Below are 12237 nucleotides of genomic sequence, written 5' to 3' on the forward strand. Positions count from 1 at the left end.
CCACAACCTGACGCGTAAAACGTGACCCACAATCTGTCAGTAATACTAACCCAACCCGTAAGATACTGAAGATATTCGCCATGACGAATTTACTGTACTGTTTCTTCACCGCCGGCAATGAAGCATTAACCCCAGCCTATTTCACCAGCACAGGAAAACAGGAATCATGATGAAGCTTATTGGCATGATGGATTCACCTTATGTAAGGCGCGTGGCGATTTCCCTTGAACTCTACGGCGTCGAGTTTGCAAGTCACCCGCTGTCCGTATTCAGCAGCTTTGAAGCCTTTTCCAGGATAAACCCTGCGGTCAAAGCGCCGACGCTGGTGCTGGATAACGGAATTCGCCTGATGGATTCGTCGCTGATACTCTCTTATTTTGAAGCCCAGGCCGCCCCGGGGCGCAAGCTGCTGCCGGTCGCGCCGGACGCGCTGGCAAGGGATCTGCAAACGCTGGGCTTTATTCTCGCCGCGGGTGAAAAGGCGGTACAAAATGTCTATGAACACAATCTGCGCCCGGCGGAAAAGCAGCATAATCCGTGGATAGCGCGCATCACGGCTCAGCTGCTGGCAGCCTGCACGGAGTGGAACAGGCTGCTGGAGGAGCGTCCGGCGGCCGCGGTTCCCGATCAGGTGGCCGTAACGAGTACGGTTATCTGGACCTTTATTCAGTCAACGATCCCTCACGTGGTTCATGCGGGAGACTTTAATCATATCCGGTCCGTTGCTGAATTATTTGAAACCCATAGCGCCTTTAAAAAACATCCCTTTAGCTAAAGCATCAGCTCAATGCGATAAAGCTAAAACCTGAACGTGAATCGCCACGGCAACCGATAGCGCCCGGCAACCGCGGGCGCGTTATCTGATGGAAGACATCGCCTGGCGTGAGGGAAAGGGTTAAAAACCGCTACCGGCGTGCAGTGCTGCACGACCAATCTCCACCGGCATCCCTGAACGGCGTTCAAGCGCCTGCTCCGCGTGATTCACATCCCCCCCCTCGCCCTTCACAAAGGCCTGAATCGCCGGCGTGATGGGGAGCGGCACCTTCCGGTCCGATTCATACTCCGCGCGGTTACGCGACAACGGTTCGTGAACTTCAACCCAGCGGCTACCGTCCGGCTCGGCGGTATACTTCACCGGCTGGTCGATGATTTGCACGCGCGTCCCGACCGGAACGGTATCAAACAGGTATTTGATGTCGTCGTTACGCAGGCGGATGCAGCCCTGGCTCACGCGCAGGCCAATGCCGAAATTGGCGTTGGTGCCGTGGATCGCGTAGAGCCTGCCGATGTAAATCGCGTACAGGCCCATGGGATTATCCGGCCCTGCGGGCACAAACGCGGGCAGGCTTTCGCCACGGCTGGCGTATTCACGACGGGTATTGGCGGTGGGCGTCCAGGTCGGCGCCTCCTGCTTACGCTCCACGGCGGTGACCCAGTTACGCGGGGTTTCGCGTCCTGCCTGGCCAATGCCAATCGGCAGAACGTCAACCGTTGTGCCATCGGGCGGATAGTAGTAGAGACGCATTTCGGCCACGTTGATCACGATCCCGTTGCGAACCGTGGCGGGCAGGATAAGCTGCTGCGGGACCACCAGCGTGGAGCCCGACTTCGGCAGGTACACGTCGACGCCGGGGTTGGCCTCAAGCATATTACTCAGGCCCTGACCGTACTGAGCGGCGAAGGCCTCCAGCGGCTGGGTATTGTGTTGCGGAATGGTGATGGTCAGCGGGCTGCCCACCAGGCGGCTTCCTTCCGGCGGCAACGGATAGCTCACCGCCAGAGCGCTCTGGCTGGTGAGGATCATAATAAGAGAACAAAGCAGTTTCACACGCCGCACAATTTCCCTTCCTTTGTGGCGATAATCGTGAATGAATTATAGCTTCGTTTACTCTTTCATATCCGATTTATCATCCTGCTAAATCTGATAATCGATTGCGGCCTCTTCCGGCTCCATCGCCTGACGTTTAATTTCCTCCAGCGACAGCCCTGCGTTACACAGTTCAATAAAGCGCCAGACGTAATTTCGCTGCAGCTGACCGCGCTTCAGGCCCAGCCAGACGGTATTGGCATCGAACAGATGGCGGGTATCGAGACGCGTAAAGGTATCAGATTCCCGCGCGTCGCCTGACTGCTCCGCCACCAGCCCTACGCCCAGCCCCAGCTCGACGTAGGTTTTGATAACGTCGGAGTCCTGAGCGCTTAATACGATATCCGGCATCAGCCCTTTACGGTTAAAGGCTTCGTCAATACGTGAACGCCCGGTAATCCCCTGGCGATAGGTAATGAGCGGCCAGCGGGCGATGGCATCGAGGGTTAACGGCGTCACCTGGGTCAGCGGGTGATCTTTGGGGACCAGCAGGCTGTGGTGCCAGCGGAACCAGGGGAAAGCCACCAGCGTCGGGTCGTTGCTCAAGCGCTCGCTGGCGATGCCGATATCCGCGCCGCCGTTGTGCAGCAGCGCTTCAATTTCCTGCGGCGTCCCCTGAACTAATTCAAGACGCACGTCGGAAAAGAGTTCGCGGAAGGCTTTGATCACCGGCGGCAGGCTATAGCGCGCCTGGGTGTGGGTGGTGGCGATGGTTAAGACGCCGGACGCATCGTTGGTAAACAGGTCCGCCAGGCGACGAACGTTGCTGGCTTCATTCAGAATACGCTCGGCAATCGACAGCAACGCTTTGCCCGGCTCCGTCATCCCCAGCAGGCGTTTGCCGCGGCGGATAAAAATCTCGATCCCCAGCTCTTCTTCCAGTTCACGAATATGACGGCTGACGCCCGATTGCGATGTATAGAGCATATTGGCGACTTCCGTCAGGTTGTAATCCTGACGGGCCGCTTCACGAATAATTTTGAGTTGCTGGAAGTTCACCCTTTCCTCCGGGCTATCAGACATAACATATGCACTATTGTTAAAGTCTGTTGTCCCTGCTAACAAATAATAAAAACCAGCAACTTATTCCATTCAGGAATATAGCCTAACTGACTAACAATAATTCACGGTTTTCCAGCGACGGACGGCTCACCAGCGACATTAAAATTTCCTTAACCGCCTGCGCCTGCGGCGACAGACTGCCGCGTGCCGACATATTGACCGACAGCGACAGGCTCATTGACGGCGTGCTGATGCGCGCCATCCAGCCATTCGCCGCGCTGCACAGCGAACGGGCGGCGGACTCAGGCAGAACGGTGACGCCCATGCCGCTGGCAATAGCCGCCGTCAGGGTGGTAATGGATTCAATTTCGCCGATAATTTTTGCCGACAGTCGACGCAGAGTGAAGGCTTCAGTGACCCTTGCGCGAACGGCGCTGTAATCACGCGGCAGGAACAGATTCATTTCCGCAACCGCCGTCAAATCCACGCTCTGCCCCGGGCAATCCCGGGTTCCGACCAGGTAGAGATCTTCCTTCAGCAGCGGCTGACTGACGATCCCGGCGACCGGGGAACGTTCATAGAGCACGGCCATATCCAGCTGACCGTCGATAAGCTTATCGTTGAGGATCGTTCCGCTGCTTTCCTGCAGATAGACCATAACTTCCGGCAGCTCGTTACGCACCGTTTGCAGCAGCGGCATGGTAATGGCCGAAGCCGCCGTGCCCGGAGCCAGCCCAATTGACACCTGGCCGCTTAGCGTCTGACCGACGTTGTTAACCGCCAGCTGCGCCTGCTCGCACTGACGCAGGATAGTCCGGGCGTGGGTGTAAAGGATCTTGCCCGCTTCGGTCGGCGTCACGCCGCGCTTGGTGCGGATCAACAGCTGCTGGTCCAGCTCGCCTTCCAGGGTCGCAACCTGCTGGCTCAGCGCCGGTTGTGCGATGTGCAAGACTTCAGCGGCCTGGGTCAGACTGCCGATATCGACGATTTTCACAAAATACTTCAGTCGTCTTAAGTTCATTTTGCCTCCTGTAAGGAACACCAGTACCAACACTGGCCGTTTAGATGCAGAAGGTTTTGCAATTTGCTTGCCAGCTTTTTTGCAGGGACGCAAATGCCGCTGCAGGCCGCGTAATAAGGGATACTGATAGCAAACCGCGATTTTGTTGCCCGGTAAGCGGATTGCGGTATGCCCCATTAGGGGTATAAATGCACCGCAACGGTGCATCCGGCGGCGCAATGCCGTAAAAACAGGCACTCTGCTGAAATTGTCAGCAAACGAACAAGTTAAGGTGATTCAGGCTTTGACAAGGGGGATGGTCATCGTTAATATGCGCCCCGTTCACACGATTCCTCTGTAGTTCAGTCGGTAGAACGGCGGACTGTTAATCCGTATGTCACTGGTTCGAGTCCAGTCAGAGGAGCCAAATTTAAGAAGCCTGCTTTCGAGCGGGCTTTTTGCTTTCTTACTCTCTCATTTCAGCCAGATCGTCTTCTTTGGTAACCCCCCGCACGCGTTCTGCACCCGCCTCACTCCTCTGGCTGTAACAGAGGAAAAACCCCATAACTTATTAATATCAATTGTTTACGCAAATAAACGAGGGTGAGTACAGGCTGCGGACGATCCAGCCATTTTTCATCTTTTGTATCTTAATATAGCGACCCGAGTCCGGATCGGGGCTAAAAAAGACTTTTTGCATCATTCCCTCGATCATATTGTCGGCTTTCCGCTTCGAGATGGTCGTTTGGGTTAAGTGGTAAATGTTATTAGCTTTCTTTGCATAGATGAAATGATACGATCTTTCGACATTGTACTTGACGTTATCGACGATCACTTTTCCGGAAACGTCAAAATAGCCGCTGTTATTTCCCCGCATCAGCAAGAAAGTTTTAAAGTTTGCATCAAAGCCAAATGAGCCCGATTCAATTCGCAAATTTGCGGAACAATCAAAATCGTTTTGCTGATGAAAATGATTTATCAGCCAGCCGCAAACAAAAACAGCAAATAAAATTGACAACAGAACATAAACGCGCTTTACCTTAACGTTATTCAGGAATTTCATAATCAGGCCTATAGTAGTTCTCACATGAATACAGCGCACCTGGTTTTATTTTTGAGTAGATACAGTGGGCCAAAAAAATCCTTCCCTCATTGGCTTTTAATACAGATTCCGAAATATTAAAGTAAAAAATGCTGTTGCCTAAGCACACCATTTTCTGCTTTGCGATCAGCTGGCGGACCAGAACCATCATCTTTTGCTGTTGCTCATTCGGTATGGCGTTAAAAGTTCTGACCGGGCAAGAATCAATGCTTCCCAGATAATAGCCTTCATCCTGGCCGGCCGCAAAAATCAGGCGATATCGGTCGGCACTCACGCTCCAGAAAAGGATAACCAACACAAATAGCGCAAGCAGCGCATAGCCAGACTTTTTTGCCCATCCCGCAGAAAATTTACGTGTTCCCTTATGTGTACAGCCGCTGCTGCTTAACGCAATAGCTTCCGCATCGTTTTCATTACGTATGACGGGGGCTGAATTATCCACCCTCTCAATCAGTATGCTCGCGGACACCATAAACCCAACCCGGGGCACGGTAACGATAATCTCCTCGACACAGCCCATATTCCTGAAGATAGCTCTCAGGTCAGAAATATATTTATTGAGGCTATGGCTAGAGGTCCGCAGCCCATGCGCATCCCAGACTTTTTCAAGTATCTCGTTCCTGTAAACCACATGCTCCCTGTGGTCTAAAAGGAACTTAAGCAGGCGGCTTGTGGTGGCTGTCAGCGTGACGCATGAGTCTTCATCGAGCCATATCAGCCCGTCATCGCTCCTGAAATGGATCGTTCCTTGAATTTTGTAGATCATAAACCAGCCTTACAAATAATCCTCAGTCGCACACAATCCGCACATCAGGCACATGCGCAGTATTTTATACTGATAATAACCTTAACTTTATTGTAAATTGAACTTTAACACCTAAAAACCAATAAAAGAGAATACATATAACTAAAAAAAAACACAATGCTATTATTGCCTTCATCGAAACACACGGCGTAACCAGGCCCATCTGAGCTAACCTTGCGCCTGAAACAATATAGACCACCAGAACATCATTCGGGATGTATGAGCTGAACGCGTCCTGAAGCTGTGAGAACCGAGGAGATAAATGATGATTAAATAATACCATCACGCAATTAACTACCTGATACATGAAATGACCAGGGATGATATTTTCACCGCCTGAATTAGCGTCCTGAAGACAGCGTAAAAGCGAGAATCCGGACACCTCTATAGGGATATACACAGGCAGATAAAAAGAAATCTGATTGGCTAAAGATAAAGATGTCAGACGTTTATCAAGGAATGTTCCCTAAGAAAATTCCAATACAAAGAGTGTGCCTATTGTTCAGAGCTTAATGATAACTCAACCCTATCATTTTTAATTTACAAAAACCTATAAAAAACAAATTATAAACCTTTAACGCCATTTACAATGAAAATCACAAACAAAACACCCACAAAATGATAACTTTGTAGTGGTTACATCTTTTAGAGCCTCAGCTGCATGCCTCATTGAGACGGGTGATGTTAGATTACTCTCAATTCGCTGAATGGTTTTATTAACGATGAGTTAAAGGTCAACCCAAGGATGAGATCGCGTTCAGATATGAATCTATCAACTAATATTTTATCTAAGGATAAATATTTCACTCTGGGCCTGATTGAACTGCTTGGAGTAGAGTTTATTGACAATTTCTTTTTGATTATAGATTTGGACTCTAACGACCTTTCGGGTTCGGAGTGGATTTATTTTTCAAATAAAAACATTGTTGCCTTCGCATCCAGCGACTTAGCTTTTTATAAGTCCGAGCTATTTGAAAAAATAACCGTACTGGACAAAAAAAGTAATACCAGAAGCATCCTGAATTTCTTTTTAAAGAAAGAAACCTCAGGAAATTATCATACAAAGTACCGGCTAAGCCTGCGTGAAAAGCAGATGTTAAGCATGTTAAGCAGAGGGGAAAGCAACCAGGAGATCGCAGAAGAGTTTGGCGTGAAACTTAAGACTATTTATACGCACCGCCGCAACCTGATGAATAAATTAGGTTGTAAAAACAGGATTACGTTTCAAAAGTTATTTTTCAACAATAAATGTTTTTTTAAGTGAAGCATAGCTTCAGGATTATTCATAAACAGGAGTTTTATCATGAACAAATTAGCACTTATCGTTATTTCAGCACTGTCCCTGAGTTCTGCTGCGGCTCTGGCCGATACCGTTACGGTGAACGGCGGTACGGTGCATTTTAAAGGGGAAGTGGTTAACGCGGCCTGCGCGGTTGATGCTGGTTCTATCGACCAGACCGTTCAGTTAGGCCAGGTTCGTTCTGCAAAGCTGGCGACCGCAGGCAACACCAGCACGGCTGTCGGCTTCAATATCCAGCTGAATGATTGTGATACCACCGTCGCCACCAAAGCCTCCGTCGCGTTTACCGGCACGGCGATTGACAGCGCCAACCCAACGGTACTGGCCCTGCAGAACTCCGCCGCGGGCGGCGCGACTAACGTCGGCGTACAGATCCTTGACCGTACCGGTACCCCGCTGGCGCTGGATGGCGCCGCATTCGGCGCGCAAACCACGCTGAACGATGGCACCAACGTTATCCCGTTCCAGGCTCGCTACTACGCGACTGCCGCAGCCACTGCCGGTACCGCTAACGCTGACGCCACCTTTAAAGTGCAGTACGAGTAATTTTTTCATCAGGCAGGGAAGCGCGTCGGGCCAGGACGGCCCGTTATCCGAATAAGAGTAAGGGTGATAACGATGCAAAGAATGAAGTCTGGTCTGTTGATTTTATTGCTCCCACCGCTGGCGCTGGCAGGAAACCAGTGGGACACCATGCTGCCCGGCGGGAACATGCGCTTTCAGGGGATAGTCATTGCCGAGTCCTGCCGCGTTGAAGCGGGCGACCGGCAGATGACGATCAAGATGGGGCAAATCAGCAGCAATCGGTTTCATTCGGCCGGGGAGGACACCAACCCCGTCCCCTTCGATATTCACCTGCAGGAGTGCAGTACCGCCGTGAGCCAGCGCGTTGGCGTGGCGTTTCACGGCGTCGCCGATGGTAAAAATCCGGACGTCCTCTCGGTTGGCGAGGGTCCGGGGATCGCGACCGGCATTGGCGTTGCCCTGTTTGATAAAACCGGCAGTCAGATCCCGCTCAATGCGCCCGCAGGGGCATGGACGCAGCTGCACACGGGGCCAACGACGCTGCATTTTGTCGCCAAATATCGTTCCACCGGGAATCAGGTCACCGGAGGAGCGGCAAATGCTCAGGCCTGGTTCTCCCTGACCTACCAGTAATCAGCGCCGGTAACAGGAATTCACCGTGAGAAAGAAAGAGATAAGCATGAAAAATAGACGGGCTACCACGCGCGGGATGCGCGGTTTACTGGCAGGACTCCTGCTGCTCTCTACCGCCGGTTTTACCGCTCAGGCGCAGGCCGGCGTGGCGCTGGGCGCGACCCGCGTGATTTATCCGGCCGGGCAAAAACAGGCTCAGCTGGCGGTGACCAATAACGACGACAGCACCTATCTGATCCAGTCATGGGTAGAGAACGCCGATGGCGCGAAAGACGGGAGCTTTGTCATTACCCCGCCGCTGTTCGCCATGCAGGGGAAGAAAGAGAATACCCTGCGCATCCTCGATGCCACCAATGGCCAGCTGCCGCAGGACCGGGAAACGCTGTTCTGGATGAACGTCAAAGCAATCCCATCGATGGATAAATCAAAGCTCAGCGAAAACACGCTACAGCTGGCGATTATCAGCCGTATCAAGCTTTATTACCGCCCGGCCAAACTGGCGCTACCGCCGGATCAGGCCGCGGAAAAGCTGAAGTTCCGCCGCAGCGGAAGCTCACTCACGCTGATTAACCCAACCCCTTATTACCAGACGGTCACCGAGCTCAACGCCGGAACCCGGGTGCTGAAAAATGCGCTGGTCCCGCCGATGGGCGAAGCCAGCGTCAGTTTACCGTCCGATGCAGGTCGCGAGATTACATACCGGACGATTAACGACTACGGCGCACTCACCCCGCGTATGAAAGGCGTCATGCAGTAACTGACCGGGGAGCAGCGCTCTCCCCCTGAACGAAAAAAATAACGATGGCCGGGCGACTTTGGACCGGAGGGACTATGTCACATCTGAAATATGGACTCGACCACTTGGGCTCCCGGCGAATGACTCCAGGATCTGCTCGCGTATTCGCGCAGATCCCCCTTGCCCTTTTACTTTCCTCACCGGTTTTTTACGCGCAGGCGGAGCTCTATTTCAACCCACGCTTTCTGGCGGACGATCCCGCCGCCGTGGCGGATCTGTCCGGTTTTGAAAAGGGCCAGGAGCTGCCGCCGGGTACCTATCGCGCGGATATCTACCTGAATGACGGGTATATGACCACCCGCGATATCACCTTTAATGCCGCTGAAAAGGGCCACGGGCTGGCCCCCTGCCTGACCCGCGGACAGCTGGCCAGCATGGGCGTGAATACCGCGGCCATTGCCGGAATCGACGTGCTGGCGGCGGATGCCTGCGTACCGCTAACCGAGATGATCAAAGACGCCACCACCCGCTTTGATGCCGGGCAGCAGCGGCTGTATCTGACCGTGCCCCAGGCGTTTATGGGCAACCGCGCCCGCGGCTATATTCCGCCTGAGCTCTGGGACCACGGAATTAACGCCGGGCTACTGAACTACAACTTCACCGGCAACAACGTGCACAACGACGTCGGCGGCAGCAGCAACTACGCGTACCTGAACCTGCAGAGCGGGCTGAACCTAGGCGCCTGGCGCCTGCGCGACAACACCACCTGGAGCTACAGCAGCAGCGGCAGTTCGACGACCAATGAAAACAAATGGCAGCATATCAACTCGTGGCTTGAGCGTGATATTACGCTACTGCGTTCGCGCCTCACGCTGGGCGATAGCTACACCAACGGCGACGTCTTTGACGGCATTAACTTCCGCGGCGCGCAGCTAGCTTCCGACGACAATATGCTGCCGGACAGCCAGAAGGGGTTCGCCCCGGTCATTCACGGGATTGCCCGGGGCACGGCTCAGGTATCGGTCAAACAGAACGGCTATGAGATCTACCAGAGCACGGTGCCGCCCGGCCCGTTTACCATCAACGATCTCTACGCCGCAGGCAACGGCGGCGACCTGCAGGTGACCATCAAAGAGGCCGACGGCAGCAGCCAGGTGTTCACCGTCCCCTACTCGTCCGTTCCGGTGCTCCAGCGCGAGGGCCATACCCGCTATGCCGTTACCGCCGGTGAGTACCGCAGCGGCAGCAATCAGCAGGAGAAACCGAAGTTCTTCCAGGGCACCCTGCTGCACGGCCTTCCGGCGGGCTGGACGCTGTACGGCGGCACCCAGCTGGCGGACCGCTACCGCGCCTTTAACCTCGGCGTGGGGAAAAACATGGGTGACCTGGGCGCGCTGTCGCTGGATATCACCCAGGCCAACGCCACCCTGCCCGATGACAGCGAGCATCAGGGGCAGTCGGTGCGTTTCCTCTATAACAAGTCGCTGACGGATACCGGCACCAATATTCAGCTGGTGGGCTACCGCTACTCGACCCGCGGCTACTTCAGCTTCGCCGATACCACCTACAGCCGGATGAGCGGCTACAACGTCGAGACCCAGGACGGGGTGATTGAAGTGAAGCCTAAATTCACCGACTACTACAACCTCGCTTACAACAAGCGCGGCAAAGTGCAGCTTAGCGTCACCCAGCAGCTGGGGCGCACCGCCACGCTCTACCTGAGCGGCAGCCACCAGACCTACTGGGGCACCGGCAAGGCCGATCAGCAGCTTCAGGCAGGACTCAACGCCGCCATCGACGATATCAACTGGACGCTCAGCTACAGCCTGACCAAAAACGCCTGGCAGCAGGGGCGCGACCAGATGCTGGCGGTCAACGTCAATATTCCGTTCAGCCACTGGCTGCGTTCCGACAGCAAATCGGCCTGGCGCCACGCCAGCGCCAGCTACAGCATGTCCAACGATCTGAACGGCAGAACCACCAGCCTCGCCGGGCTGTACGGCACGCTGCTGGAGGGCAACAACCTGAGCTACAGCATGCAGACCGGCTACGCCGGCGGCGGTGAGGGCAACAGCGGAGGCACCGGCTACGCGGCGCTGAACTACCGCGGCGGCTACGGCAACGCCAACGTCGGCTACAGCCGCAGCGACGGCATCAAACAGCTGTACTACGGCCTGAGCGGCGGCGTGCTGGCCCACGCCGACGGCGTCACGCTGAGCCAGCCGATGAACGACACGGTGGTGCTGATCAAAGCCCCCGGCGCAGACAACGTCAAAGTGGAAAACCAGACCGGGGTTCAGACCGACTGGCGCGGCTACGCCGTGCTGCCCTACGCCACCGAATACCGGGAAAACCGGGTGGCGCTGGACACCAACAGCCTGGCCGATAACGTCGACCTGGACGATGCGGTGGCCAGCGTGGTGCCGACCCACGGCGCGATTGTCCGCGCGGAGTTTAAGGCCCACGTCGGGCTCAAGCTGCTGATGTCTCTCATCTACAACGGTAAGCCGGTTCCCTTCGGCGCGCTGGTGACTTCTGACGGCAGCCAGGCCAGCAGCATCGTCGCCGATAACGGCCAGGTCTACCTGAGCGGGATGCCCCTGGCGGGCAAAGTGCGGGCGAAATGGGGCGAAGGTCCGAACGCCAGCTGCGAGGCTGACTACAGCCTGCCGCCGGAAAAACAGAACCAGATGCTGATCCCGCTGTCCGCCGAGTGCCGCTAAGGAGACCATGATGAGAAAAACCCTGTATCTGCTGAGCGCCCTCGTATCGCTGGCGGTCAACAATGCCAGCGCGGCGGACAGCACCATCACCATCAGCGGCTACGTTCGGGATAACGCCTGCGCCGTGGCGGGCGAGTCGAAAGATTTTACCGTCGACCTGATGGATAACGCCGCGAAGCAGTTCCATGCGGTTGGGGCGACCACGCCGCTGGTGCCGTTTCGTATCGTGCTGTCGCCCTGCGGCAGCTCGGTTACCACGGTGAAGGTCGGCTTTGTTGGCGTTGCCGACAGCATCAATACCGACCTGCTACAGCTCGACGGCGGCGCCTCAGCGGCGGCAGGGATGGGCGTGCAGATCCTTGACGCGCAGCAGACGGCGCTGCCGCTCAATGCCGCATCGTCAGCGATCCCCTGGACCACGCTGACCCCCGGCCAGACCAACACGCTGAACTTTTACGCCCGGCTGATGGCCACCCGGGTACCGGTGACCGCCGGACACGTTAATGCAACCGCAACATTCACGCTTGAATTTCAGTAACCGGAG

At 54.9% G+C, this 12237-nt stretch carries 12 protein-coding genes and 1 tRNA gene; 8 read left to right on the forward strand and 5 right to left on the reverse strand.

Annotated elements, in window-relative coordinates; translation table 11 throughout:
• Nucleotides 1–169 precede the first annotated feature (169 nt).
• Nucleotides 170–775: a glutathione S-transferase family protein gene (locus ABLU96_RS28390; protein ID WP_064405707.1), complete on the forward strand. Its 606-nt coding sequence runs from the start codon at nt 170–172 to the stop codon at nt 773–775.
• A gap of 120 nt (nt 776–895) precedes the next feature.
• Here ABLU96_RS28390 and ldtA read toward each other — a convergent pair whose 3' ends face one another.
• The 3 genes from ldtA to nac form a co-directional block, all read right to left on the reverse strand.
• Nucleotides 896–1837: a L,D-transpeptidase gene (ldtA, locus tag ABLU96_RS28395; protein WP_064405709.1), complete on the reverse strand. Its 942-nt coding sequence runs from the start codon at nt 1835–1837 to the stop codon at nt 896–898.
• A 78-nt stretch (nt 1838–1915) separates the two neighbouring features.
• Nucleotides 1916–2866, reverse strand: coding sequence for an HTH-type transcriptional regulator Cbl (cbl, locus tag ABLU96_RS28400; RefSeq protein ID WP_014229985.1), 951 nt, complete (start codon nt 2864–2866; stop codon nt 1916–1918).
• Nucleotides 2867–2972: 106 nt separating this feature from the next.
• Entirely contained in the window at nt 2973–3890 is a 918-nt protein-coding gene (nac, locus tag ABLU96_RS28405) for a nitrogen assimilation transcriptional regulator NAC (RefSeq protein WP_004852321.1), read from the reverse strand.
• 330 nt (nt 3891–4220) lie between these two features.
• Between nac and ABLU96_RS28410 the strand changes: the two genes are divergently transcribed.
• Nucleotides 4221–4296: transfer RNA gene (locus tag ABLU96_RS28410), tRNA-Asn, on the forward strand.
• Between the two features lie 150 nt (nt 4297–4446).
• On the opposite strand, the gene ABLU96_RS28415 is transcribed toward ABLU96_RS28410, so the two are convergent.
• Nucleotides 4447–4932 carry a hypothetical protein gene (locus tag ABLU96_RS28415; protein WP_046877335.1) on the reverse strand — a complete coding sequence of 162 codons (486 nt, stop codon included), beginning with the start codon at nt 4930–4932 and terminating at the stop codon, nt 4447–4449.
• Complete coding sequence (locus ABLU96_RS28420) at nt 4916–5737, reverse strand: winged helix-turn-helix domain-containing protein (RefSeq protein WP_064405711.1); 822 nt, start codon at nt 5735–5737, stop codon at nt 4916–4918. The genes ABLU96_RS28415 and ABLU96_RS28420 overlap by 17 nt, the downstream gene beginning before the upstream one ends.
• A gap of 802 nt (nt 5738–6539) precedes the next feature.
• Between ABLU96_RS28420 and ABLU96_RS28425 the strand changes: the two genes are divergently transcribed.
• The 6 genes from ABLU96_RS28425 (at nt 6540) to ABLU96_RS28450 (ending at nt 12231) form a co-directional block, all read left to right on the forward strand.
• A complete protein-coding gene (locus ABLU96_RS28425) occupies nt 6540–7040 on the forward strand; it encodes a LuxR C-terminal-related transcriptional regulator (RefSeq protein WP_009653324.1) in 501 nt (166 codons plus the stop codon).
• A 39-nt stretch (nt 7041–7079) separates the two neighbouring features.
• Nucleotides 7080–7622, forward strand: coding sequence for a type 1 fimbrial major subunit FimA (fimA, locus tag ABLU96_RS28430; RefSeq protein ID WP_014229989.1), 543 nt, complete (start codon nt 7080–7082; stop codon nt 7620–7622).
• Nucleotides 7623–7694: 72 nt separating this feature from the next.
• Nucleotides 7695–8234 carry a fimbrial protein gene (locus ABLU96_RS28435; RefSeq protein WP_064405713.1) on the forward strand — a complete coding sequence of 180 codons (540 nt, stop codon included), beginning with the start codon at nt 7695–7697 and terminating at the stop codon, nt 8232–8234.
• A 76-nt stretch (nt 8235–8310) separates the two neighbouring features.
• Nucleotides 8311–8991, forward strand: a complete 681-nt coding sequence (locus tag ABLU96_RS28440; protein WP_170873304.1) for a fimbria/pilus periplasmic chaperone — start codon at nt 8311–8313, stop codon at nt 8989–8991.
• A gap of 74 nt (nt 8992–9065) precedes the next feature.
• Nucleotides 9066–11693: a fimbrial biogenesis usher protein gene (locus tag ABLU96_RS28445; protein ID WP_265824466.1), complete on the forward strand. Its 2628-nt coding sequence runs from the start codon at nt 9066–9068 to the stop codon at nt 11691–11693.
• 10 nt (nt 11694–11703) lie between these two features.
• Nucleotides 11704–12231: a fimbrial protein gene (locus ABLU96_RS28450; RefSeq protein WP_064405715.1), complete on the forward strand. Its 528-nt coding sequence runs from the start codon at nt 11704–11706 to the stop codon at nt 12229–12231.
• The last annotated feature ends 6 nt before the right edge of the window (nt 12232–12237 follow it).

The organism is Klebsiella sp. CN_Kp106 (assembly GCF_040064575.1).
GTDB classification, from domain to species: domain Bacteria; phylum Pseudomonadota; class Gammaproteobacteria; order Enterobacterales; family Enterobacteriaceae; genus Klebsiella; species Klebsiella michiganensis.